At 68.7% G+C, this 24,064-nt stretch carries 24 protein-coding genes; 12 read left to right on the top strand and 12 right to left on the bottom strand.

Features of this window, described 5'->3' with window-relative positions; genetic code table 11:
• A complete protein-coding gene (locus tag ACQPWU_RS11265) occupies positions 1 to 1,272 on the bottom strand; it encodes a glycosyltransferase (RefSeq protein ID WP_433438899.1) in 1,272 nt (423 codons plus the stop codon).
• A gap of 125 nt (positions 1,273 to 1,397) precedes the next feature.
• On the opposite strand from ACQPWU_RS11265, the gene ACQPWU_RS11260 reads away from it, so the two are divergent.
• A complete protein-coding gene (locus ACQPWU_RS11260; protein ID WP_433438897.1) occupies positions 1,398 to 2,003 on the top strand; it encodes a TetR/AcrR family transcriptional regulator in 606 nt (201 codons plus the stop codon).
• Positions 2,004 to 2,005: 2 nt separating this feature from the next.
• Here ACQPWU_RS11260 and ACQPWU_RS11255 read toward each other — a convergent pair whose 3' ends face one another.
• The 4 genes from ACQPWU_RS11255 to ACQPWU_RS11240 are packed head-to-tail and all read right to left on the bottom strand — an operon-like array spanning position 2,006 to position 5,798.
• Positions 2,006 to 3,055 (bottom strand): ABC transporter ATP-binding protein, encoded by a 1,050-nt coding sequence (locus ACQPWU_RS11255; protein WP_433438895.1) that lies wholly within the window; start codon positions 3,053 to 3,055, stop codon positions 2,006 to 2,008.
• Positions 3,042 to 3,821 (bottom strand): ABC transporter permease, encoded by a 780-nt coding sequence (locus tag ACQPWU_RS11250; protein ID WP_433438893.1) that lies wholly within the window; start codon positions 3,819 to 3,821, stop codon positions 3,042 to 3,044. Before ACQPWU_RS11250 ends, ACQPWU_RS11255 begins: the two co-directional genes overlap by 14 nt.
• Positions 3,814 to 4,668 (bottom strand): ABC transporter permease, encoded by an 855-nt coding sequence (locus tag ACQPWU_RS11245; RefSeq protein WP_433438891.1) that lies wholly within the window; start codon positions 4,666 to 4,668, stop codon positions 3,814 to 3,816. The genes ACQPWU_RS11250 and ACQPWU_RS11245 overlap by 8 nt, the downstream gene beginning before the upstream one ends.
• A gap of 5 nt (positions 4,669 to 4,673) precedes the next feature.
• Positions 4,674 to 5,798 (bottom strand): polyamine ABC transporter substrate-binding protein, encoded by a 1,125-nt coding sequence (locus tag ACQPWU_RS11240; RefSeq protein ID WP_433438889.1) that lies wholly within the window; start codon positions 5,796 to 5,798, stop codon positions 4,674 to 4,676.
• Positions 5,799 to 6,159: 361 nt separating this feature from the next.
• On the opposite strand from ACQPWU_RS11240, the gene ACQPWU_RS11235 reads away from it, so the two are divergent.
• The gene (locus tag ACQPWU_RS11235; RefSeq protein ID WP_433438887.1) at positions 6,160 to 7,074 is read left to right on the top strand and encodes a hypothetical protein; all 915 of its coding nucleotides are present in this window, start codon (positions 6,160 to 6,162) and stop codon (positions 7,072 to 7,074) included.
• A complete protein-coding gene (locus tag ACQPWU_RS11230; protein ID WP_433438885.1) occupies positions 7,071 to 8,030 on the top strand; it encodes an SIS domain-containing protein in 960 nt (319 codons plus the stop codon). Before ACQPWU_RS11235 ends, ACQPWU_RS11230 begins: the two co-directional genes overlap by 4 nt.
• On the opposite strand, the gene ACQPWU_RS11225 is transcribed toward ACQPWU_RS11230, so the two are convergent.
• From ACQPWU_RS11225 to ACQPWU_RS11215, 3 genes are all read right to left on the bottom strand, one after another.
• Positions 8,027 to 8,590, bottom strand: a complete 564-nt coding sequence (locus ACQPWU_RS11225; protein ID WP_360689213.1) for a GTP-binding protein — start codon at positions 8,588 to 8,590, stop codon at positions 8,027 to 8,029. The two genes, ACQPWU_RS11230 and ACQPWU_RS11225, sit on opposite strands and share 4 nt — an antisense overlap.
• Positions 8,571 to 8,885, bottom strand: coding sequence for a DUF742 domain-containing protein (locus ACQPWU_RS11220; RefSeq protein ID WP_433445186.1), 315 nt, complete (start codon positions 8,883 to 8,885; stop codon positions 8,571 to 8,573). Before ACQPWU_RS11220 ends, ACQPWU_RS11225 begins: the two co-directional genes overlap by 20 nt.
• 170 nt (positions 8,886 to 9,055) lie before the next feature.
• A complete protein-coding gene (locus ACQPWU_RS11215; RefSeq protein ID WP_433438883.1) occupies positions 9,056 to 11,668 on the bottom strand; it encodes a nitrate- and nitrite sensing domain-containing protein in 2,613 nt (870 codons plus the stop codon).
• Positions 11,669 to 12,002: 334 nt separating this feature from the next.
• On the opposite strand from ACQPWU_RS11215, the gene ACQPWU_RS11210 reads away from it, so the two are divergent.
• The 6 genes from ACQPWU_RS11210 to ACQPWU_RS11185 all read left to right on the top strand — a co-directional run bounded on the left by ACQPWU_RS11210 (position 12,003) and on the right by ACQPWU_RS11185 (position 19,101).
• Complete coding sequence (locus ACQPWU_RS11210; protein WP_433445185.1) at positions 12,003 to 13,061, top strand: quaternary amine ABC transporter ATP-binding protein; 1,059 nt, start codon at positions 12,003 to 12,005, stop codon at positions 13,059 to 13,061.
• Between the two features lie 64 nt (positions 13,062 to 13,125).
• Entirely contained in the window at positions 13,126 to 15,039 is a 1,914-nt protein-coding gene (locus ACQPWU_RS11205) for an ABC transporter permease (protein ID WP_433438881.1), read from the top strand.
• Complete coding sequence (locus ACQPWU_RS11200) at positions 15,036 to 16,007, top strand: ABC transporter substrate-binding protein (protein ID WP_433438879.1); 972 nt, start codon at positions 15,036 to 15,038, stop codon at positions 16,005 to 16,007. The genes ACQPWU_RS11205 and ACQPWU_RS11200 overlap by 4 nt, the downstream gene beginning before the upstream one ends.
• 53 nt (positions 16,008 to 16,060) lie before the next feature.
• Entirely contained in the window at positions 16,061 to 17,002 is a 942-nt protein-coding gene (locus tag ACQPWU_RS11195) for an ABC transporter substrate-binding protein (protein ID WP_433438877.1), read from the top strand.
• Positions 16,978 to 18,624, top strand: a complete 1,647-nt coding sequence (betA, locus tag ACQPWU_RS11190) for a choline dehydrogenase (protein ID WP_433438875.1) — start codon at positions 16,978 to 16,980, stop codon at positions 18,622 to 18,624. The genes ACQPWU_RS11195 and betA overlap by 25 nt, the downstream gene beginning before the upstream one ends.
• A gap of 27 nt (positions 18,625 to 18,651) precedes the next feature.
• Positions 18,652 to 19,101 carry a GbsR/MarR family transcriptional regulator gene (locus ACQPWU_RS11185; RefSeq protein ID WP_433438873.1) on the top strand — a complete coding sequence of 150 codons (450 nt, stop codon included), beginning with the start codon at positions 18,652 to 18,654 and terminating at the stop codon, positions 19,099 to 19,101.
• 3 nt (positions 19,102 to 19,104) lie between these two features.
• Here ACQPWU_RS11185 and ACQPWU_RS11180 read toward each other — a convergent pair whose 3' ends face one another.
• The gene (locus ACQPWU_RS11180) at positions 19,105 to 19,869 is read right to left on the bottom strand and encodes a TetR/AcrR family transcriptional regulator (RefSeq protein WP_433438871.1); all 765 of its coding nucleotides are present in this window, start codon (positions 19,867 to 19,869) and stop codon (positions 19,105 to 19,107) included.
• An 83-nt stretch (positions 19,870 to 19,952) separates the two neighbouring features.
• Between ACQPWU_RS11180 and ACQPWU_RS11175 the strand changes: the two genes are divergently transcribed.
• Entirely contained in the window at positions 19,953 to 20,891 is a 939-nt protein-coding gene (locus ACQPWU_RS11175; RefSeq protein ID WP_433438869.1) for an ATP-binding cassette domain-containing protein, read from the top strand.
• Positions 20,888 to 21,667, top strand: coding sequence for an ABC transporter permease (locus ACQPWU_RS11170; protein ID WP_433438867.1), 780 nt, complete (start codon positions 20,888 to 20,890; stop codon positions 21,665 to 21,667). Before ACQPWU_RS11175 ends, ACQPWU_RS11170 begins: the two co-directional genes overlap by 4 nt.
• Before the next feature lie 147 nt (positions 21,668 to 21,814).
• Here ACQPWU_RS11170 and ACQPWU_RS11165 read toward each other — a convergent pair whose 3' ends face one another.
• A complete protein-coding gene (locus tag ACQPWU_RS11165; protein ID WP_433438865.1) occupies positions 21,815 to 22,267 on the bottom strand; it encodes a MarR family transcriptional regulator in 453 nt (150 codons plus the stop codon).
• Between the two features lie 71 nt (positions 22,268 to 22,338).
• Here ACQPWU_RS11165 and ACQPWU_RS11160 point away from each other — a divergent pair, with 71 nt between their 5' ends.
• Positions 22,339 to 23,133, top strand: a complete 795-nt coding sequence (locus tag ACQPWU_RS11160) for a nitroreductase/quinone reductase family protein (protein ID WP_433438863.1) — start codon at positions 22,339 to 22,341, stop codon at positions 23,131 to 23,133.
• Here ACQPWU_RS11160 and ACQPWU_RS11155 read toward each other — a convergent pair.
• Both ACQPWU_RS11155 and ACQPWU_RS11150 read right to left on the bottom strand, forming a co-directional pair.
• Positions 23,130 to 23,708, bottom strand: coding sequence for a GTP-binding protein (locus tag ACQPWU_RS11155; protein ID WP_360689239.1), 579 nt, complete (start codon positions 23,706 to 23,708; stop codon positions 23,130 to 23,132). The two genes, ACQPWU_RS11160 and ACQPWU_RS11155, sit on opposite strands and share 4 nt — an antisense overlap.
• Positions 23,689 to 24,051 (bottom strand): DUF742 domain-containing protein, encoded by a 363-nt coding sequence (locus ACQPWU_RS11150; RefSeq protein WP_360689240.1) that lies wholly within the window; start codon positions 24,049 to 24,051, stop codon positions 23,689 to 23,691. Before ACQPWU_RS11150 ends, ACQPWU_RS11155 begins: the two co-directional genes overlap by 20 nt.
• Positions 24,052 to 24,064 lie beyond the last annotated feature (13 nt).

The following is a 24,064-nucleotide window of genomic DNA, read 5'->3' as shown; positions in this document are numbered from 1 at the left end:
TCACTCGCCAAGTTGCTCGATCAGGTCGGCCGCCTTGCGCAGGCCGTCGCGACGCCGGATCTCCTCGCCCGCGGCGGCGAGCCGGGCGCGCAGCTCGGGGTCACCGAGCAGCCGCTCGACCGCCCCCTTCAGTTCCTCGTCCGTGAAGGTGTAGGTGGAGAGCCTGACACCATAGCCAAGTTCATCGACCCTCTGGGCGTTGTCGTACTGGTCCCAGAAGAGCGGCAGCAGGATCATCGGCTTGCCGAAGTGCAGCGCCTCCGTGGTCGTGTTGTTGCCGCCGTGGGTGATGACCAAGTCACACAGTGGGATGATCTTAGTCTGCGGGAGGAACTCCGCGCCCCACATGTTGTCGGGCAGCTTGATCTCCTCGTGGAGCGGCCCCTTGGAGACGATGTACTGGTGCGGCGTCGTGGCCAGCACGTCGATCACGCGCTGCATCAGCTCCACGTCGGAAGAGCCGAGCGAGCCGAGCGAGAAGTAGACCAGCGAGCCTTCGTTGCGCTCGAAGGGCAGCGTGAACTCCTCGTCCGTCTCGCGTACTGAAGAGTCGAGCCGGTGCCAGGACTCGCCGAGCGGGCGGGCGTCGGTGTAGTCGAGGAGCTCCGGATAGACGTAGAGGTTCAGGTCGCCCTCGTGGATGAAGTCGAGGTCGGGCAGCGACGCGGTGCCCTGCTCGACGGACCACTCGTTGAAGGCGCTCCAGACCTCGCGGTGGGTGCGGTCGTACTCGGCGCGGAAGGCGTCCCACTCGGAGCGGTCGTCGGCGGGCAGGCCGGAGAAGACCGGCGCGATGTTCTCGCCGCGCACCTCGAGCGGGTTGCAGGAGACGATGCGGACGAACTTCTTGCCCGCGGTGAGCAGCGCCGGGAACGTGATCACGTTGTCCTCGACGATGACGTCGGGGTTGACGCGCTCGATGATGGCCTTGAGCTGCGGCTCACAGTACTTCACGCCGTCGATCAGCTCGGCCCAGATGGGCTTGGTGACCGTCTCGAGCTGCTCCTGCGTGCTCTTGCGGTACTCGGGCGCGGTCTCCCGGATGAAGTCCTTCCAGAACTGGCCGGGGTCCTGCTCCTCGGCGTTCTCGGGCGGCGGCGCGAGGTCGACGAGGTCCTCCTCGAAGCCGAGCGCTTCGAGCTTGCCCTTCCACGACGCCTCGGCCGCGAAGACGACGCGGTGGCCGCGGCGGCGGAGGATGTCGCCGATGCCGATGCAGTTGTTGGTGGGACCGTACGCGCTTTCAGGCATGAACAGGATGGTGAGAGACATGGAGACTCCGGGGGAACTCATCAATTTGAAGAGGAATTCAAGAACTCATCTAGCGTGAAGGTCAAGTAACGGGCACTATGGTCACGGCTAACTGAACAGCAGCCAAACGAGTGGGGGCGGTGGGAGTGGCTCAGCGTAAAAGCCGTACCGACCGGCGCATCGACTTGATCGAGGCCGCGCGCAGGGCCATCATCCGCCACGGCGTCGACGGCGTGCAGCTTTCGCACGTCGCCGAGGAGGCCGGGCTCACCTCCGGCGCGGTGCTCTACCACTACCCCGACCTCAGCGAACTGCTGGTCGAGGCGCAGCACGCGGGCATGGAGCGCTTCTACGAGCAGCGCGTGCGGCAGCTCGCCACACTCACCGAACCGGTCGAGAAGCTGGTCGTCACGATCAAGTCGGGGCTGCCGACCGGACCGCTCGACCCCGACGTGCGCCTGCTCAACGAGCTGGGCGGGGCCGCGGGCCGCAACCGGGTCTACGGCGTGCTGCTCACCTCTCTCTACGATCGCCAGGTGTCGATGTACCAGGCGATCCTGGACACCGGCGCGGCGCTCGGGGTGTTCAGGCTGAGCGCCGACTCGCTGACGATCGCGCGCAACCTGGTGGCCCTGGAGGACGCGTACGGCTACCGCATCACGGCCAGGCACCCGGTCATCGGCCCGGACGAGGCGGCCGAGCTGATCCTGTCGTACGCGCGCGCGGCCACGGGCAACGACCTGACCTACTGACCTCATGGATCGACCGCCATGATGACCGCGTCCTCGGCGCTCCAGCGCACCTTGACCTTGGCGCCCACCTCCACCGAGCTCGCCCCCTGCACGGCGACGAGCAGCGGCTTGACACGGCCCGGCACGTCCACGGAGATGTGCGACACACCGCCGTAGAAGCTGACGTCCAGGACGCTGCCCTGGAGGCCGCGCATGGCGTTCTCGTCGGCCAGCTCGATCTTCTCCGGCCGGACCGCAAGCAGCGCCTTGGAGCCGGCCTCCAGCTCCTCCAGCGGGGTGCCGGCCAGCATGCCGAACTCGTCGGTCTCGATCCCCTCGAGCCCGCCGGCCGTGCCGTGGAAGAGGTTGTTGGCGCCGACGAAGTCGGCCACGAACGGCGTGCGGGGCCTCTCGTAGAGCGCGACCGGCTTGTCCACCTGGCGCACGCTGCCGCTGTCGAAGACCGCGATGCGGTCGGCCAGCGACATGGCCTCCTCCTGGTCGTGCGTGACGACCACGAACGTGATGCCGACCTCGTGCTGCAGCCGCTTGAGCTCCAGCTGCATGTCGGCGCGGACCTTCTTGTCCAGGGCAGAGAGCGGCTCGTCGAGCAGCAGCAGGCGGGGCCGCTTGACGATGGAGCGGGCCAGCGCGACCCGCTGCCGCTGGCCGCCGGAGAGCTGGGCGGGCTTGCGGTTGGCGTGCGCCGACAGCCCGACGGTCTCCAGCACCTCGCCGACGCGCTGCTTGACCTCCTGGCGGGGCAGCCGCTCGCGCTCCAGGCCGTAGGCCACGTTCTTGGACACGGTCATGTGGGGGAACAGCGCGTACGACTGGAACATGAGACTGATCGGCCGCCGGTTCGGCTGCTTGGACAGCAGGTCGACCCCGTCGAGCGTCACCGAGCCCCCGTCGGGCGTCTCGAACCCCGCGATGATGCGCAGCAGCGTGGTCTTGCCGCAGCCGGACGGGCCGAGCAGGGCGAAGAACTCCCCCTGCTCGATCTCCAGCGACACGCCGTCGAGCGCGGTTACGTCCCCGAACCTGCGGGTGATGCCATCAATCTTGAGCACGTGACTCCCCGATCTTGGTCATGCGCTGCCCGGCGATCACCGCCGTGAAGCTCACCAGGAGCAGGATCGCGGCCAGCGCGTTGATCTTCGGGGTCACCCCGAAACGAATCATTGAGTAGATGACGATCGGCAGCGTCTGCTCGCTGTTGCCGATCGTGAAGAACGCGATCACGAACTCGTCCAGCGACAGCGTGAACGCCAGCAGCGCGCCCGCGACGATGCCCGGCGCGAGCTGCGGCAGCGTGATCCGCACGAACGTCTCCACCGGCCCGGCCCCCAGGTCGCGCGAGGCCTCCTCCAGCGAGGTGTCGGAGTTGGCCAGCCTGGTGCGCACCACCGCGGCCACGAACGCCATCGCGAACAGGCCATGGGCGAGGATCACCGAGTACAGGCCGAGCGTGAGCTGGATCAGGCCGTAGAACAGCAGCAGGCCGATCGCGAGCACCAGGTCGGGCAGCACGGCCGGCATGAGCGCGACGGCGTCCAGCGTCTTGGACCTGCTGTGCCTGGCCAGCCCGACGGCCAGCAGCGTGCCGAGCACGGTGGCGATCACCGTGGAGCCCGTGGCCACGATCAGCGTGTTGACCAGGCCGTCCCTGACCCGCTCGTCGTGGACCAGCTCGCCGTACCACTTGAGGCTGAAGCCCTCGTACGTGTACGCCGACTTGCCGGAGTTGAACGACATGACGACCAGCACGACGATCGGCAGGTAGAGGAAGACGTACGTGGCCCAGAACGGCACATACAGGAGCTTGGACCTACGCACGGCGAGCCACCCATGCCTGCGCGAGGAGCAGCACGATCAGCACCGCGATGAGCGCCAGCGCGAGCGTGGAGCCGAACGGCCAGTCGCGCGCCTTCAGGAACTGGTCGCGGATGAGATTGCCCACCATGATCGACTTGCTGCCGCCGAGGATCTCGGGGATGACGAAGTTGCCGAAGCTCGGCACGAACACGAACAGGCACCCCGACATCACGCCGGGGATCGTGAGCGGGAGCGTGACCTTCCGGAACGTGGTGAACCCCGAGGCGCCCAGATTGGCCGAGGCCTCCCTGAGCTGCGGGTCGAGCCGCTCGATCGCCGCGTACAGCGGCAGCACCATCAGCGGCAGGTACGAGTACAGCAGCCCGGCGACGATCGTGCCCTGCTTGTACAGCAGCTCCATGTGCGTGCCCAGCAGTGAGTTGATCAGGCCGGGGCCGCTGAGCAGGATGATCCACGCGTACACGCGGATGATGAAGTTCGTCCAGAACGGCAGGACGATCGCGACCAGCGCCACCGTCTTCCACTTCTGCGGGAGCTGCGCGATCAGGTACGCCGTCGGGTAGCCGATCAGCAGCGCGATCAGCGTCGTGAGCGCCGCGATCTTCAGCGAGTTTACCGCCACGCCCAGGTAGAGCGGGTCGACCAGGCGCTCGAAGTTCTCGGTGGTGAACTCGTAGACCACGCCGCCGAAGCGACCCCGCTGGAACACCGTGTTGCTGAGCACCAGCGCCAAAGGCACCAGCAGCAGCACGATCAGGTAAGTGACACCGGGGGACAGGAAAACGAACGCGCCCAGCCGGCGCCCCCGCGAACGGGACACCGGCCGGGCCTTGACCTCAGACTCCACCGCTCTTACTGCTGTGCCGTGACTTCGGTCGACAGGCGCGTGTACTTGGTCGACGCCTGACCCAGGTCGACGATCGACTCACCGTTGAGCAGCTCGGCGGGCTTGATGCCGAGCAGCGAACCCTTGGGGATCGAGACCTTCTCCATGGCGGCCTTGTTCGGGACCTTGTAGTTGATGTTCTCGGCGGCCCAGCTGTGGATCTCGGGGTCGAGGATGTAGTTGATCAGGGCGTGCGCGGCCTCCTTGTTCTTGGAGGACTTCATGATCACCATGGTGTCCACCCAGAGGTCGCTGCCCTCCTTCGGCACCACGAACTTGATGTTGCCCTTGGGGTCCGTGGTCGGGCACCAGCCGTCCCACGCCTCGACCATCATGGCCTCGCCGGACTTCAGCTTGTCGCCGAACGTGGTGTCGTCGTAGGTGAGCAGGTGGGGCTTCTGCGCGAGGAGGGCGTCCTTGACCTTCGCGATCTCCTCGTCCTTGTCGGTGTTGACCGAGTAGCCGAGCGCCTTGAGCGCGGGCAGGGCCAGCCAGCGCTCGGTGGTCATCATGGTGACCTTCTTGTCGGCCCAGGCCGGGGGCTTGAGGAGATCGTTCCAACTGGTCGGCGGAGTCTTCACCAGGTCGCTGCGGTAGCAGATGCCGGTCGTGCCCCAGGTGTAGGGCACCGAGTACTTGTTGCCCTTGTCGTAGGAGAGCTGCGTGGCCTCCGGGTAGAGGTTGGCCAGGTTGGGGATCAGCTCGGGGTGGATCGGCTCCAGCAGGCCCGCCGCGTTGAGCGCCTGGGCGTACTGGCCCGACACGAACGCCACGTCGATGCCACTGTCACCGGGGGCGGTGAGCTTGGTCATCGCGATCTCGTTGGTGTCGTGCAGCGCGACCTTCATGTCCTTGACATGGAGCTTCGCCTTGACCTTCTCCGGCAGCTCCTCGGGCGTGTACCCGTCCCAGACCGTGATTTGGAGGGTCTGCTGCGACAGGTCCGCGTTGGGCTTGAGCTGGTCCGCCGCCGCCGCGGTCGTGCCTTCTGGGCTGGTCGACGACTCACCGCCGCACGCCGCGACGGCGAGCGCGAGGCCGGCCACCGCCACGGCGGCCGGGAGACGACGGGTGAACCGGGTACGGGACACGGCCGCTACTCCTTCTGAAATTTGTGCTGTTTGAGGGGTCGCGCGACCTTACCGGACACAGCAGACCAGAGCAGGAGTGTTGCAGGGTAAATCAACATGAGCAAGACTTTTGCTGACATTGCTACCTGGAAGTTTGGTCCGCAAGTTGAATTGGGATTCAATAGCCGCCCGGCTGCTCTCTGTCGGTGAGTCTCCACTCACGGCCCGAGACCGCGGCCTCACGGCGGCCCTCCTCCTGCTGTTGGAGGGCGATGTGCCGCCGCCGTTCGCGGTGCGCCGGTTTGTGCCGTTGCCAACCCTCTCGTACAGGCTTGGAGATCTCCACACTGGGGCTCCAGGTGAGCGCGACTTCGGCCCTCACGTGGACCAGACGAACTACTCGGTGGTGGTGGACGAGCAGGTCGTCGTCAAGTGGATCACCCCACCTGTCCCCCTGCCCCATCCCACTCCGGAGATCTTCGCCCATCTCGTTGAGGCGGGCTTCAACGACACGGCCCCGCCTTACGCTGCCCTGACACGTGCAGTGGACGGGCACGAGGAGCTCCTGGCCTTGGTCACGGGCTACCTGCCGGAGGCCCGCGACGGCTGGGAGTGGTGCGTCGACGAGGCGGAGACCGGCACCACCGGGTTCGCCTCCGCCATCGGCCGCCTCGCCGCCGACCTCCACCTCGCCCTCGCCACCTTTCCCGCCGCCGGTACGGCGAGCACCCCCGCGGCGGCCAGGGCGGAGGCCGCGCTGGTGGAGGCGCTCGAGCTCACCGACGGCGAGGACGGCGCGTGGCTGGCCACCAGAGCGGCCCGCATGAGGCACGAGCTGGCGCCCCTGCACGCGGGCATCGCGACCCCCCGCATCCGGATCCACGGCGACCTCCATGTGGGCCAGATCCTCCAATGGCGTGACGGTTACGCGGTGATCGACTTCGACGGCAACCCGACGGTGACCGACGCGGACCCGTGCCAACCGGCCGCGAGAGACGTGGCCCAGCTCACCACGAGCCTGGAGCACGTGGCCCAAGTGGCGGTCAGGCGCAGGAACACCCCACCGGCCCAGGCCGCGCGATGGGCGGCCGAGGCCCGCGAAGAGTTGCTCGCCGCTTACAAGGCCCGTCTGACGGAGAAGGGCAGGCCGGATCTCCTCGACGAGAAGCTGGTCCGCCCGTTCGAGGTGGAGCAGGAGTGCCGTGAGCTGATCTACGCCGCCCGCCACCTCCCCCGCTGGCGCTACGCCCCCATGGGCGTCCTGCGCACCTGGTACCAAGAGGAGAACATCACGTGAATTCCGAGCTCTACCTGTCCGACCTGGAGGCCAAGCCGGCGGCCCTCCGGAGCCTGGCGGGCGCGCTCCGGGCGGAGAGCCCCTTCGAGCGGCTCCCGCACGGCCTCACCAGGGTGCTCTTCCTGGGCATGGGCAGCTCCAGGTACGCCGCGGGAGTGGCCGCCCTGCGCCTGCGCGCCGCGGGCATCGACGCGTACGCCGACTACGCCTCGGCCGCCGCCACCTATCCGGCCGCCGAGGACACCCTGGTCGTCCCGATCTCGGCCACCGGCTCGAGCAGGGAGACCCTCGACGCCCTGGAACGGTACACGAACGGCCCGTCCTTCCTCGCGGCGCTCACCAACAACCCCGGCTCGCCCCTCGCCCAGGCGGCCGGCCTGGTTGTCGACATGCGGGCGGGCGAGGAGCGCGGCGGCGTGGCCTGCCGTACGTTCCAGCACACCCTGGCCCTCCTCCTGGCCCTGGAGACCCACCTCACTGAGACCGACCGCGACGTTCCGGGACTGCTCGAGCGGGCCGCCGAGGCCACCGAGGACCTCCTGGACCGCAGGGACGAGTGGCTCCCTCTGACGATGGAGCTGCTGGACGGCGACCGCGGCGTCTACACCATCGCCCCGGCCGAGCGCCTGTCGTCGGCCGAGCAGTCGGCGCTGATGTTCCGCGAGGGCCCGCGCCGCCCCGCCGACGCCTGCGAGAGCGGCGACTGGTCCCACGTGGACGTCTACCTCACCAAGACCCTCGACTACCGGGCACTGCTCTTCCCCGGTTCCCGCTACGACGCCCAGGCCATGGAGTGGGTACGCGAGCGCGGGTCCACGGTGGTCACCGTGGGCGCGGAGGTGAAGGACGCCACGGCCGCCGTCAGGTACGTCCACGACACCGACCCGGACGTCGCCCTCCTCACCGAGACGCTCGTGGCCGAGCTGGTGGCCGCCTACTGGTGGTCGGCGGGCTAGGACCGGACGGTCAGCGCGTGCTCGACGAGCGTGATGAGGGTGTTCTTGACCGCCTGCCGCTCCCGCGCGTCGGTGCGCACGATCGGCACGTGCGGCGACAGGGTGAGCGCCTCCCGCACCTCGCTCTCGACGTGCGGGAACTCTCCGTTCCACCCGTTCAGTCCGACGACGAACGGCATCCCGGACTGCTCGAAGTAGTCCACGGCAGGGAAGCTGTCGGCCAGCCGCCGCGAGTCCACCAGCACCACGGCCCCGATGGCTCCGCGCACGATGTCGTCCCACATGAACCAGAACCGGTGCTGCCCGGGCGTGCCGAAGAGATAGAGGATCAGGTCGTGCTCGAGTGAGAGCCGCCCGAAGTCCATGGCCACGGTGGTGGTGGTCTTGCCGGGCGTGTGCGCGAGGTCGTCGATGTCCGCGGACGCGTCCGTCATCACCGCCTCCGTGGTGAGCGGCATGATCTCGGACACGGAGCCCACGAACGTGGTCTTCCCGACGCCGAACCCGCCCGCCACGACGATTTTCGTGGAGGTGAGCCGGCTAGAGCCTGCGAAGTCCACTCAATACCCTTTCGAGCAGGCCCCTGTCGGGGAGGCCCGCGTCCAGCTGCGGCTGGTAAACCCTGACCAGACCGTCCGCCTCCATGTCGGCCACCAGCACCCGCGCCACCCCGAGCGGCACACCCAGCAGCGCCGAGATCTCCGCCACGGACCGCACCTGCCGGCACAGCTCGCTGATCGCGCGGTATTCACGGGTGTACGTCGGACCGAGTTGTGCAGAGGTGGCCGACGATACCAGGGCCTCCATGGCGAGCTCCATACGCGGAGCGGTCCTGCCGCCGGTGACGGCGTACATCCGGACAAGGGAGCTGCGCTCCTGCTCCGGCTCATCGTTGTGCCACGATGCCAACGTCTGCTCCCATCACCCTGTCTGTCTGCCGCAGCCGGGCGCGGCCGGCACCGCGAGCCCGGCCGCGAGGGCGGCGAGCCGGCCGGCGCGGTCTTCGGGGAAGCGCAGCTCCTTCATCACTCCTCCTCGAGCTCGGCGCGGCCCTTGCGCACGCCCTGCTGGTAGCTGGCCAGCCTGTTGCGCAGCCGGTCAGGCGACACCGGAAGAGCGGGAGCGGGAGCGGGTTTCGGATGCGCGGTACCCGGTACCAGATTCGCTCTCGGGGTCCGCTTCGGCAAGCCGGAGTTGGTGGTGCCGCTCTGCGCGGGCTCCGCGGCCGCGCCGGCGGCCTGCCAGCCCTGGTCGGCGGGGGTCGCCCAGTCCGGGGCGCGGTGGTCCGCCGTGGGCGCCGACTTGGTGAACCAGCCGCTCTCTTCGACGGCGGCGTAGATGGGCAGGAAGTCGTCCTTGCCCGACGCCGGGCTCGGGGTGGCGAATGAAGGGTACGAATCGCGCGGCGCGGCGAGGTCCGGCGGCGGCGACTCGACCGAGGGGGCGCGGGAGGAGGTGAACCAGGACGAGGACGCGGGCGCCGGGGGCATGCTGTCCAGCGACGGATGCCCGGGTAAGGGCCCCGGAGGCGGCAGGGTGGAGAAGGACGGGTGCCCAGAGGTCGGTGCGGAGAACGGCGCGGAGAACGGCTCGGAAAACGACGCGGAGAAGGGTGCGGAAGGCGCCGGTGAGGTCGCCTGCGGGGGCACCTGGACGCGCTGCGGCGCGGGCACCGAACCCGGCACCGCCGTGAGCAGCACGGGCGGGATGAGCACCATGGCGGTCAGCCCGCCGATGTCCTGCATGCGCAGCTGGACCTTGATGGTGTGCCGCAGGGCCAGCCGGCCGACCACGAACAGGCCCATGCGCCGCGACACCGACACGTCCACGACGGGCGGGTTCGCCAGGCGCCAGTTGGCCTCCGACAGCTCCTCGGGGCTCATCCCGATCCCGTGGTCGGTGACCGACAACATCAGGGAGCCGCCGTCGATGCGGCTGCTGGAGATGATGACCTTGGTGTCCCGCGAGGAGAACGAGACGGCGTTCTCGATCAGCTCGGCGAGCAGGTGCACCGCGTCCGTGACGGCCTGGCCGGCGATGGCGACGTCCGACTGGACCTGGATGCTGACCCGGTCATAGCTCTCGACCTCGCCGAGCGCGGCGCGCACGATGTCCATCAGCTCGACCGGCTCGCTCCACTTGCGCGCCGCCTCCTGACCGGCCAGGACGAGGAGGTTCTCACTGTTGCGGCGCATGCGGGTGGCCAGGTGGTCGAGCTTGAACAGGTCGCCGAGCCGGGTGTCGTCGCGCTCGCCGCGCTCCAGCTTCTCGATCAGCGTGAGCTGCCGCTCGACCAGCGTCTGGCTGCGCCTGGACAGGTTGACGAACATGGCGTTGACGTTCGCGCGCAGTTTGGCCTCGTCGCCGGCCAGGCGTACCGCCTCGCGGTGCACCTCGTCGAACGCGCGGGCGACCTCGCCCACCTCGTCCTTGGAGAAGATCCCGATGGGCGGAACCTCTGTCTGGACCACGCCGTCGCGCGACTCGCGCAGGTGCTGGACGAAGTCGGGCAGCCGTTTGCCCGCGATCTGCAGCGCCTCGCCCCGCAGGCGGCGCAGCGGGCGTACGAGTGACCTGGCGACCCCGGTGGTGACCAGCAGGACGGCGACGAGCAGCACCAGCACGGCGCCCGCGGCCACGAGCGCCTGTTGCCGCTCGTCGGCGCTGAGCGCCTCGCTGCGGGCCACGATGCCCTGGGCCTGGCGCTCCTCGACCTTGCGCATGGAGTCGACGACCACGCCGGCCGCGTCGAACCACTCCTTGGCGTCGTCGCGCCTGCTCAGGTCGAGGCCGCGCAGAGGCAGCCCCTTCGTGCCCCTGATCAGCACGAGCTCACGCAGGAACAGCATGCGGTCGGCGGATCTGCCGTTGACGGTCTCGTCGAAGAAGCGCCGCTCGTCCGCGGTGGCCTCGACGGCGTAGGCCCTGCGCTCGTTGAGCTCCTTGGACTGCTCGCCGAGGAAACGCTTGAGCTGGTCCTGGTCGAACGTCCCTTCGACCAGGGCGACGGTGACCAGCGCCTGCTGGTAGGAGACGCTCTCCTTCGCCCTGGCCAGGGCGTTGAGCATGCTGGTCCGGCGGAACAGCTCGTCGTCCACGCTGTCCTTGACCAGCTCGTTGTGGACCGAGAGCAGGTCGCCTATCACGGTCGAGTAGAGCTCGACGGCGGGGCCCGGCAGCAGGGTGGCGTCGAGCGCCTGTTTACGCAGGCCGGCCAGGTCGTCCAGCCGGCTGAGCAGGTTCTCGAGCTGGTCGGCGGTGCGGCCGCTCGCGTCGTTCAGCAGCTGCTGGACGGTGCCGCGTACCTGCTTGGCGGCCCTGTCCACCTCGTCCATCTGGTCCCGCACCGTGGACAGCCCGTCCGCCGGGCGGTTGCGCGCGATGTACCAGGCGGTCCTGGCCCGCTCGGCGGCCACCTGCTGGGTGAGGTCGCCCAGCTGGGCGGAGAGCTGGGCGAACTGGTTGGTACGGGCGTAGTCGCTGGCCGCGGCCGTCCGCGCGAGCACCTGGATGCCGCCCAGCAGTACGGCGGCGGCCGTCGGGATCAGGATGAGAGCGACGAGACGTGCGCGGACGCGCCAATTGCTCAGGCGCCAGTTGCCCCTACTGGCCTGCCTCTCACCCAGCTCTGTACTCACAGAACGCACCTCGCCCGAATCGGCGTTTTTGAGGGGGCTGTGCCCCGTGGGAAAGCAGCGAGTGCCGGTAATTAGAACACATCCCACGGCAGGGTAGCCCACACGAAGATAACGCTACAAAAAACAAGTTCTGTGACTCATGAGGCAAAACCTGGGGCTCCACCATAAATGATCAGGAGAGAGAAATAATCCTTTAAAGCCCTACATGTCCGATAGTGGGGCTTTCGCACGTTCCAACTCCATAACGCGAGAGGAGCGCGCTGATCTCTGGAAGGTCACGACGTTGAGATTCCCGTTATTCGGGACATATGTTGAGCCCGTCAAGAAGGAGGCGATGGTGGGGGATTCTCCCGACAGCGCGGCCATCACCGTTGAGGGCCTTTGGAAGATCTTCGGTTCCCGGGCACAGAAAGTGCTGGACAGCGAGGACAGGCATCTCGATCAGGCCGCTCTGAGAGAGAAGACCGGCTGCACCGCCGCCGTCAGGGACGTGAGCTTCGAGGTGCGCCCGGGCGAGGTCTTCGTGGTCATGGGCCTGTCGGGCAGCGGCAAGTCCACCCTCGTACGGTGCCTCACCCGGCTGATCGAGCCCAGCGCGGGCGAGATCAGGATCGGCGGCGAGGACATCGGCAGCGCCTCACCCGCCCGCCTCCGCGAGATCCGCCGCCACCAGGTCAGCATGGTCTTCCAGCACTTCGGCCTGTTGCCGCACCGCAGGGTGATCGACAACGTCGCGTACGGGCTGGAGATCCAGGGCACCGCCAAGGCGGCCAGGCACGCGCGGGCCGCGGAGATCCTCTCCCTCGTGGGCCTCGACGGCTATGCCGACGCCTACCCCGACCAGCTGTCCGGCGGCATGCAGCAGCGCGTCGGCCTGGCCCGCGCGCTGGCCGTGGACCCGCAGGTGATGCTGTTCGACGAGCCGTTCAGCGCGCTCGACCCGCTGATCAGGCGCGACATGCAGGCAGAGGTGATCCGCCTGCACCGGGAAGTCGGCAAGACGATGCTGTTCATCACCCATGACCTGTCCGAGGCGCTCAAGCTGGGCGAGCGGATCGCGATCATGCGGGCGGGCTCGATCGTGCAGCTCGGCACCGCGGAGGAGCTGGTGGGCGCGCCCGCCGACGACTACGTGGCCGACTTCGTCCGTGACGTGCCCAGGAGCCACGTGCTGACGCTGCGCTGGATCTGCCGTGAGCCGGAGTCCGGTGAGCCGCTGGACGGGCCGGCGTTACCGGTCACCACGCTCATCAAGGACGCCATCGGCGCCTCTTCGGCCTCCTCCCGCCCGATCAGGGTCGTGGACGGCGACGATCTCGTGGGCGTCGTGGACCGTGTCGACCTGCTGAGCTTCCTGTCGGGGCAGGACCTCGCCGTGAAGGCGGGGGCATGAGGGAGCGCAGCGAGCGAATCATCGGACACAGTGCTTTGCTCATGCGGCCGACGAAGGAGGCCGCATGAGCTCGACGGCCGTCAGCACGCCGGGCGGGCTCCGGTTGCCGAGGTGGGCGGCCCCGGCCGGCGTGGCGGTCCTGTTCGTGGTCGCGTACCTCGTCTTCCGCGGCACGGCGACGCTGCCGCACGACAAGGAGGCGCCGCAGTTCCTGGCCGTCACCGACCTGCGTGAGTGGATCGACGACCACCGCAACGACAACCCGATCTTCCTGTACTTCCTCAACTACATCCGGCTCTTCGTGGGCTGGCTCTACGACCTCTTCCAGGTCACCCTGTACGCGCTCGGCTGGCCCGGCATCACCGGCATCCTCGGCGCGCTGGCCTGGCTGGCGGGCGGCTGGCGGATCGCGCTGTTCGCGGTCGCGGGCGTGAGCGCGTTCGGATACCTCGGGCTCTGGCAGTCGAGCGTCGACACGCTGGCCCTGGTCGCGGTCTCCGTGCTGCTGTCGCTGGCGATCGGGATCCCGCTGGGCGTCTGGGCCGGGCTCTCGCGCCGCGCGCGACGGGCGATCACGCCGGTGCTGGACGTCATGCAGATCATGCCGACGTTCGCGTACCTGGCGCCGCTCGCGCTGTTCTTCCACATCGGCGCGCCGGCCGGGGCCATCGCGACCATGATCTACTCGATCCCGCCGGCGATCCGCATCACCGCGCTGGCCGTCTCGGAGGTCTCCCCCACCGCCGTCGAGGCGTCCACCTCGCTGGGCGCCACGCGCGCGCAGACGCTGTTCAAGGTCTACCTGCCGCTGGCCAGGTCCACGATGGCGCTGGCGGTCAACCAGACGATCATGATGGCCCTGTCCATGGTCGTCATCGCGAACCTCATCTCGGCCCCGGGGCTGGGCGGCGACATCATCCGCGGCCTGTCGCGGGCGCAGGTCGGCATCATGCTCCCCGCGGGCGTCGCCATCGTGGTCATCGCGGTGCTGCTGGACAGGATGACCATGGCGGTCTCCCGCCGCGGACCGCACTCCAAGCTGAGCCGGGCCGACCTCGTAGGCGCCGGCGTCCTCGCGGTGGGCGGGCTCGCGCTCATCCCCGTGCTCCCCAGGACGTGGCCGGACGGGCTCACGGTGAACTTCGTCGCGGAGGTCAACGACGCCGTCCACTGGGCCGAGACGACCTGGTACCCGGTGACCACGTTCGTCAAGGACCTCACCACCTTCGCCCTGCTCAACCCGCTGGAGTCGCTGCTCACCTCGGCCCCGTGGTGGCTCATGGCGCTCGCGGTGCTGACCGTCGCCTGGTGGGTGAGCGGGCTGCGCCCCGCCTTGACGGCGCTGGGCTGCCTGCTGGCCATCGCGCTGCTCGGCGTCTGGGAGCACACCATGCAGACGCTGACCACGGTCGCCGTCGCGGTGCTCGTCACGCTGGTCATCGGCCTGCTGCTCGGGGTGGCCGCGGCCCGCTCGCCGCGCTACTCGGCCGTGCAGCGGCCCATACTCGACGCCGCACAGACCATGCCGGCGTTCGTCTACCTGCTGCCGGCGCTGGCGCTGTTCGAGACCACCAGGTTCACCGCCATCTTCGCCTCCGTCATCTACGCGGTGCCGCCGGTGGTGCGCCTGGTCGAGGACGGCATCAAGGGCGTGCCCGCCACGGTCGTCGAGGCGGCCGCCTCGGCGGGCTCGACCCCCGGCCAGCTCCTGTGGAAGGTGCAGCTGCCCATGGCCAGACGGGCGATCCTGCTCGCGGCCAACCAGGGCATCGTGATGACGCTGGCCATGGTGGTCGTCGGCGGCCTGGTCGGGGCGGGGGCCCTCGGCTACGACGTGGTCGTCGGGTTCTCCCAGCGGACCGACTTCGGCATGGGCTTCGTGGCCGGCATCGCGACCGTGCTGCTCGGAGTCATGCTCGACCGCATCACGCAGGGCGCCGACAGGCGCCCCTCCCCCCGAAAAAGGAAGTTCACATGAAGATTCGCCTGCTCGCAGGCCTCCTCGCCCTTGGGCTCGGCGCCGCGGGCTGCGGCGGAGCAAAGGTCGAGACCTCTCCCAGCTCCTCCGCCGCCGCCCCGCAGGCCGGCTCCAGCGCCCCCGCCGGGACCGTGAAGATCGCCATCAACCCGTGGGTGGGCTACGAGGCCAGCGCGAACGTCGTCGCGTACCTGCTGAAGAACGAGCTCCACTACAACGTCGAGCTGCCCGAGATCAAGGAGCAGGTCGCCTGGGAGGGCTTCGAGACCGGCGACGTCGACGTCATCATCGAGAACTGGGGTCATCCGGACCTGAAGAAGAAGTTCATCGAGGAGAAGAAGGTCGCGGTCGAGGCCGGCTCCACCGGCAACAAGGGCATCATCGGCTGGTACGTGCCGAAGTGGATGGCCGACAAGTACCCGGACATCACCGACTACAAGAACCTCAACAAGTACGCCGGCCTGTTCAAGACCTCCGAGTCCGGCGGCAAGGGCCAGCTCCTCGACGGCGACCCCAGCTACGTCACCAACGACGAGGCCCTGGTCAAGAACCTGAAGCTGAACTACAAGGTCGTCACAGGCGGCAGCGAGGCGGCCCTGCTCAAGTCCGCCACGCAGGCGCAGGAGCAGCAGAAGGCGCTGCTGTTCTACTTCTGGACGCCGCACTGGCTCTTCGACAAGGTGGACCTGGTCCGCGTCAACCTGCCGGCCTGGACCGAGGGCTGCGACGCGGACGCCAAGAAGGTCGCCTGCGACTACCCGGAGATGGACCTCGACAAGATCGTCAGCACGAAGTTCGCCGGCTCCGGGGGCAAGGCGTACGAGCTGGTCAAGAACTTCAGCTGGACCAACGAGGACCAGAACGCGGTCGCCAACGACATGACCAACAACGGCATGACCGGCGAGCAGGCCGCGAAGAAGTGGATCGAGGCCAACACCGCCAAGTGGCAGGCCTGGATCCCCAAGTGACGCCCTCTTGACCGCAGCCCCCGCACGGGGCTGCGGTCTCCCGGAGACCTCTCATGTTGCGAACGAAGAAGCTCGTCGGGCCGCTGGTCGCGGCCCTGCTCCTGGCGGCCGCCTGCTCCGGCGAGGGGCCTGCCGCCACCGCCGGGTCCAAGGGCACCGTCAACATCGACATCCACGGCTGGGTCGGCTACGAGGCCCAGGCCGCCGTGCTGGCGTACCTGCTCGAGCACGAGCTGGGCTACACGGTGCACAAGCGGACCATGAAGGAGAGCGATTCCTGGGACGATTTCGAGTCCGGCAAGGTCGATGTGATCGTCGAGAGCTGGGGTCACAACGACCTGAAAAAGAAGTACATCGAGCAGAAGAAGGTCGCCCTGTCGGCCGGGCTCACCGGGAACAAAGGTGTGATCGGGTGGTACGTCCCCGAGTGGATGGTCAAGAAATATCCCGATATTACGGACTACCGAAACCTCAATAAGTACGCACACCTCTTCCGGACCGATAAAACCGGAAATCTCGGACAGGTCCTCGACGGAGATCCGAGCTTCGTGACGAACGACGAGGCACTCGTCAAGAACCTCGGGCTCAATTACAAGGTCGTCTACTCGGGCAGCGAGACCGCGTTGATCAAGGCGGCCGAGTTCGCGACCAAGAATCGGACAGCGCTGCTGATGTATTTCTACGAGCCGCAATGGGTCTTCACCAAGGTCAAGCTGGTCAAGGTCGCGCTGCCGCCGTATGCCGTGGGCTGCGACGACGACCCGAAGAAGGTCGCCTGCGACTACCCGCCGTACCTGCTCGACAAGATCGTCAGTAAGAGGTTCGCGGAGACCGGCGGCAAGGCGTACGAGCTGGTCCGCAACTTCAGCTGGACCAACGACGACCAGAACGCGGTGGCCAGCGACATGATCAACGAGAAGATGACCGCCGAGCAGGCGGCGCAGCAGTGGGTGCAGGAGAACAAGATCGTGTGGAAGGACTGGATCCCCCGTTGAGGTTCGACTACGTCATCGTCGGCGGGGGCAGCGCGGGCTGCGCGCTGGCCAACCGGCTGAGCGCCGACCCCTCGGTGTCGGTCCTGGTGCTGGAGGCCGGCCGGCCCGACTACCTGTGGGACGTGTTCATCCACATGCCCGCCGCGCTGATGTTCCCCATCGGCAGCCGCTTCTACGACTGGAAGTACGAGTCGGAGCCGGAGCCGCACATGGGCGGCCGCCGGATCTACCACGCCCGGGGCAAGGTGCTGGGCGGCTCCAGCAGCATCAACGGCATGATCTTCCAGCGCGGCAACCCGCTCGACTACGAGCGCTGGGCGGCCGATCCCGGCATGAAGCACTGGGACTACGCGCACTGCCTGCCGTACTTCAAGAAGATGGAGAACTGCCTGGCCGACCCCGGCACGGCCTTCCGCGGCGGCGACGGCCCGCTGAAGCTCGAACGCGGCCCGGCGCGAGGGCCGCTGTTCGAGGCGTTCTTCGAGGCGGTCCAGCAGGCGGGCCACCCGCTGACCGACGACGTGAACGGCCACCGCCAGGAGGGCTTCGCGGCCTTCGACCGCAACATCCACCGAGGCCGCCGGCTCAGCGCCGCCCGCGCGTACCTGCATCCGGTACGCGGCCGGCGCAACCTCACGGTCAGGACCCGCGCCTTCGTCGAGAAGATCCTCTTCGAGGGCACGCGAGCCGTCGGCGTGGTCTGCGACGGGCGGCGCGTGGAGGCCGGCGAGATCATCCTGTGCGGCGGCGCGATCAACACCCCCCAGCTCCTGCAGCTGTCGGGTGTGGGTCCCAGGGCGCTCCTGGAGGAAGTGGGCGTCAAGGTGGTCCACGACCTCCCGGGCGTCGGGGAGAACCTGCAGGACCACCTCGAGGTGTACGTCCAGCACGCCTGCAAGCAGCCGGTCTCCCAGCAGCCGTCCCTGGCCCTGTGGCGCAGGCCCTTCATCGGCGCCAACTGGCTCTTCCTCCGGGGTGGTCCCGGGGCCACGAACCACTTCGAGGCGGGCGGCTTCATCCGGTCGAACGACGACGTGGCGTACCCGAACCTGATGTTCCACTTCCTGCCGATCGCGGTCCGCTACGACGGCTCGGCCCCAGCCGGCGGCCACGGCTACCAGGTGCACATCGGCCCGATGTACTCGGACGCCCGGGGCTCGGTCCGCGTCAAGTCGGCCGACCCCCGCGAGAAGCCCGCCCTGCGCTTCAACTACCTGTCCACGGCCCAGGACCGCCGCGAGTGGGTGGAGGCCATCAGGCACGCCCGGGCCATCCTCGCCCAGCCCGCCTGGTCGGACCTGGACGCCGGGGAGATCTCCCCGGGACCCGGCGTGCGGACGGACGAGGAGATCCTCGCCTGGGTGGCCAGGGACGGCGAGACCGCCCTCCATCCCTCCTGCACCTGCAGGATGGGCACGGACGACATGTCCGTCGTGGACCCTGACACCATGCGCGTCCACGGCCTGGACGGACTGCGGGTCGTGGACGCCTCGGCGATGCCGTACGTCACGAACGGCAACATCTACGCCCCGGTCATGATGCTCGCCGAGAAGTCGGCCGACCTCATCCTGGGCAACACGCCCCTGCCCCCGGAGCCCGTGGAGTTCCATCGGCACAGGTGACAGTTGTTTCAAACTAAACTGAACACCATGGCTCCTGACGATGACCGCGAGCGCACGCTCGACTGGGTCGAGCGCGTGGCGATGTTCTGCGGCGACGCCTGGGGCCTGGCGCCCATCACCGGACGCATTCTCGGCTGGCTGCTGATCTGCAGCCCCGCCGAGCAGTCCGCGGGCGAGATCGCCGACGCGATCGGGGCCAGCCGGGCGTCCATGACGTCCAACATGCGCCTGCTGACCTCCGTCGGCCTCGTGCGCCGCCGCACCCGGCCGGGTGAGCGCACCACGTACTACCGGATCGAGGACGACGCGTTCGAGAAGGTCGTGCGGCAGCGGCTGGCCTCGTTCGCCGCGTTCGGGGAGATCGCCGAGGAGGGGCTGAAGCTGGGTGGGACGGACGCGGAGCGCACCCGCCGCATCCGCTCGGCCCAGCAGTCCATCGCCCTCCTCATCGATCCCGAGAAGCAACCCGGGAAGTAGCCCTCACGTCGCCCGGCTGTTCACCAGGGCCTCGATGCCGTCGAGGACGCGCTGCAGGCCGAACTCGAAGGCGTGCTCCGGGCTGTAGGCCGCGTTGAGCTCCTCGCCCGCGGCCTGCCCCACGCGCGAGGCCGTGGGAAAGCGCCCGGGGTCCGCGATCCGGCTCAAGAAGGGCGCGTGCGCGGCCCACCACTGCTCGTCGGTCATGCCCGTCTGGCTCTCGGCCTGCGCCGCCTCCACCGCGCCCCGCGCCGCCCCGTGCACGAACCCGGTGACCAGCGTGATCACCGAGTCCATCTCCAGGTCCGTCAGCCCGATGCCGTCCACGGCACGCAGCTCGTAGTCGTACTTGGCTGTGACGTTCGGCCCGAGCACCGGGCGGTTCGCCGCTACCTGCAACAGCCATGGGTGGCGCAGGTAGAGCGCCCAGTTCTCCCTGGCGATCTGCTCCAGCCCGCCTCGCCAGCCGCCGGGCACGTCCTCCGGCCTGGCCGTCTCGCCGTAGACGGTGTCGAGCATGACGTCGAACAGCTCGGGCTTGCCCGGCACGTACGTGTAGAGCGACATCGTCCCGACGCCGAGCCGCTCCGCCACGCGGCGCATGGACAGCGCCTGCAGCCCTTCGGCGTCGGCCACCTCGATGGCGGCGCGCACGATGCGGTCGACGCTCAGCTCGGGCTTGCCCTTGCGGCTGGCACGCTCGCTGGTCCGCCAGAGCAGCGCCAGGCTGCGCGCGGGGTCGCCCTTTCCCGAGTACTCAACGGTCACATCCGTACGGTACACCGTACGGTTGCATGGTCTCAACCGTATGATGTACGGTACGGCGTACGAAGACAGGAGAAGGGGCACGTATGTCAGCGGTGCTCGCGCAGGACCTGCGCAAGACGTACGGCGAGAAGGCGGCGCTGGACGGGATCGATCTCGACGTGGGCCGGGGCACGGTCTGCGGCCTGCTCGGCCCCAACGGCGCGGGCAAGACCACGGCCGTCCGCATCCTCACCACGCTCCTGCGGGCCTCGGGCGGCCGCGCTGAGGTGGCGGGATTCGACGTGGCGACCCACCCCCGCCAGGTACGCCGCAGCATCGGCCTGGTCGGCCAGCACGCGGCGGTGGACGAGATCCTGACCGGCCGGCAGAACCTCGAGCTGTTCGGCCGCCTCTACCACCTCAGCGCGCCGAAGGCCCGGGCCAGGGCGGACGAGCTGCTCGAACGGTTCGGGCTGGACCACAAGGGCCCGGCCAAGGAGTATTCGGGCGGTATGCGGCGCAGGCTCGACCTCGCGGCCAGCATGATCCTCGCGCCGCCCGTGCTGTTCCTCGACGAGCCGACGACAGGGCTGGACCCGCGCAGCCGCGCGGAGATCTGGCGCGCGGTGCGCGAACTCGTGGCGGGCGGCACGACCGTGCTGCTGACCACCCAGTACCTCGAGGAGGCCGACCAGCTCGCGGACCGGATCTCGGTGATCGACTCCGGGCGGGTGGTGGCCGAGGGGACGCCGGACGAGCTCAAGGCCAAGCTCGGCGGCGACCGGCTCGACGTGGTGATCCACGACCCGGCGCGGCTCGACGAGGCCGCCGGGATCATCGGAAGGATCGCGTCCGGGCCGGCCGAGGTCGACCGGGACACGAGGCACGTGAGCGCGCCGGTGAGCGAGCGGGTGCGGGCCCTCACGGAGGTGCTCGCGGCCCTGGCCGCGGCGGCGATCGAGGTCGAGGACGTCGCGCTGCGCCGCCCCACGCTGGACGAAGTCTTCCTGAACCTCACTGACGCCGGAGGTGGCGCGAAATGAGATGGGCTCTGGCCGACGGATGGACGGTCGCCCGCCGCGACCTGATCCATTGGGCCAACCAGCCGATGACGGTGGTGTTCGGGGTCCTCTTCCCCGTGATGATCACGCTGGCCTTCGGCTATCTGTTCGGCGGCGCGGTCGAGGTGCCCTCGGGGGCCGGCTACTTCGCCTTCCTCATGCCGGGCATGTACGGCATGACGATGCTCTTCGGGCTGAGTGCCACCATGATCGCCGTCACCACCGACGCGTCCAAGGGCGTCACCGACCGCTTCCGCTCCATGCCCATGGCTCCCTCGGCGGTCCTGATCGGCCGGGCCGTCGCGGACCTGCTCAACTCGGTCCTGGTGCTGGCCGGGCTCCTGGTCTGCGGCCTGGCGGTGGGCTGGCGTCCCTCCTCGTTCTCCGGCGCGCTCGGCGCGGTGGGCCTGCTGCTGCTCCTGCGCTTCTCGCTGCTGTGGGCCGGCATGTACCTCGGGCTGCTGACGAAGGATCCGGGCGGGGTCGTGGCGATCCAGACGCTGGAGTTCCCGATCGGCTTCCTGTCGAACGCCTTCGTGGCCCCTGACACGATGCCCGGCTGGCTGGGGGCGATCTCGGAGTGGAATCCGCTGTCGTCCACCGTGGCGGCGGCCCGTGAGCTCTTCGGGAACCCTGGGTGGGGCGGGGACTCATGGGTGGCCCAGCACGCCGTCCTGATGGCGGTGATCTGGCCGGTGGCGATCACCGCCGTCTTCTTCGTCCTGTCGGTACGCCTCTACCAGCGGCTCGACCGCTAGCCCCATTGTCCGCCCGTCACCGCGACTCACCCACGCCACCCCACCCGCCGCCGTGACGGAAACCACCACCGGCACACGGTCCCCGGGGACGTCAGTCCACGTCGGTGGGGAGCCCGTGCGAGTCACGGTGACGCGCGGAAGGCGCGGCTAACTGCCGGAAAGCGCCTGTTCGTAGGCCTTGAGGGTGTCCACGAACATCCGGCGCTGCTCGGGCGTGAGCGGCCCCAGGGCCTGGCGCCAGGCCGTGGCGCCGTAGCCCAGCCACTCGTTGATCGACTTCGTGTGCCGGTCGGCGATGCTCACGATCGTGCGGCGCCGGTCGGCATCGTCCTCGCGCCGGTCGAGGACACCCTTCCGGTTCAGATCCCCCACCATCAGGCTGACCGTCGCGGGCGCCACCTCCAGCCGCGACGCCAGCTCGTTCACCGTCATCGGGCCGTCGAACAGCAGGTACGCCAGCAGCGACAGGTGCCTGGGCGCCAGCGACAGCGACTCCAGCTCCGGAGGCACCCCGAGGCGCTTGGCCCGCCCCACCATGCGCGGCATCAGCAGCAGCAGCGTCCTGATCCCGTCGTCCACGCTCAAGCCGTCTGTTGACATCCCCAATACCTTGCTGTCTAAATTAGCTTTGGTTGCAAAGCAAATATGAAGCCTCGTCTAAGGATAGTGACGTGACCGATTTCAACCAGCAGGTGATCGAGGAGTTCCGGGCGAACGGCGGCAAGGTCGGCGGCATGTTCGAGGGCGCGCCTCTCGTCCTGCTCACCACCACCGGCGCCAAGTCGGGCCGGCGGCGTACCAACCCGGCCGTCTACCTGCGGGACGGCGAGCGGGTCCTGGTGTTCGCCTCCAACGCGGGCGCCGACGCCCACCCGGCCTGGTACCACAATGTGCTGGCCAACCCCAGGGTCATCGTCGAGCTGGGGGAAGAGCGGTTCGCGGCCAGGGCGGCGCCGCTCGAGGGCGAGGAGCGCGACCGCATGTACGCCAGGCAGAGCTCCATCGACCCGGCCTTCGCCGCCTACCAGGAGGGCACCGGCCGGGTCATCCCGGTCATCGCGCTCTACCCCGAGACCGAGCGGCTGCAGGCGTTCGGGGACGAGCTGGCCAGGATCCACGACTATCTGAGAGGCGAGCTGGCCAAGGTGCGCGAAGGGGCGCCGGCTCGCACCCTCGACCTGCGGGCCCGGTGCCTGGCGTTCTGCGACGCGATGACCTTCCACCACAACGGCGAGGACCGGGTGGCGTTCCCGCACCTGGAGAAGCTCTTCCCCGAGTTGAAGGAGCCCCTCGACCGGCTGCGCGCCGAGCACACGGTGATCGCGGGGCTCGTCGAGGAGCTGCGGGAGACCGCAGAACCCGAGACGCTCGACCGCGTCGCGAACGAGCTGGAGGCCCACTTCGCCTACGAGGAGGAGCAGCTGGTCCCCGTGCTCAACTCGCTGGAGAGCGTCCCGTGGGCCTAGCGGACGGGTGCCGCGCGCAGCCGTACGACGTGCTCGACCAGCGAGATTAGCGTCGCCTTGACCGACTCGCGGTGGCGGGCGTCCGTACGCACGATCGGCACGTGCGGCGACAGCGCGAGCGCCTCCCTGACCTCCTGGTCGGTGTGCGGGAACTGCCCGTCCCAGCCGTTGATGCCGATCACGAACGGCAGCTTGGCCTCTTCGAAGTAGTCGATCGCGGGGAAGCTGTCGGCCAGCCGGCGCGTGTCGAGCAGCACCACCGCCCCGATAGCACCCCGCACCAGGTCGTCCCACATGAACCAGAACCGGTGCTGTCCCGGCGTCCCGAACAGGTACAGGATCAGGTCGCGGTCGAGCGACAGGCGGCCGAAGTCCATGGCCACGGTCGTGGTCTGCTTGTTCGGGGTGAGACCGAGGTCGTCGATGCCCGCGGACGCGTCGGTCATCACCGCTTCTGTGGTGAGCGGAAGGATCTCGGACACCGCCCCCACGAACGTCGTCTTGCCGACGCCGAACCCACCGGCGACGACGATCTTCGTCGACGTCAGCCCTGGGCTAGAGCCTGCGTAGTCCACTGAGCACCCTTTCGAGCATGTTGAGGTCTGGCTGTCCCTGGCTGAGGCGTGGCTGGTGCAGGCGGACAAGCCCTTCGTCGGACATGTCCGCCACTAGCACTCTGGCCACGCCCAGCGGGACGCGGAGCAGGGCCGAGATCTCGGCGACCGACCGGAACGACCTGCACAACTGCATGATGGCCTCCTGCTCGGGGGTGAGCAGTGCCATCTCGTCGTCCGGGATCGACATGGACGAGATCAACGTCTCCATCGCTAGGTGATAGCGCGGCTCGGATCGGCCGCCGGTCACCGCGTAAGGACGGAACAGGGGTTCGTCGTCCCCGGCTCCGTCAACGCCGTACACGGCCCGCTCCCAT

It is taken from the genome of Nonomuraea sp. CA-141351, assembly GCF_050944675.1.
GTDB lineage: Bacteria > Actinomycetota > Actinomycetes > Streptosporangiales > Streptosporangiaceae > Nonomuraea.
This window is presented reverse-complemented; position numbering and strand designations above follow the sequence as displayed.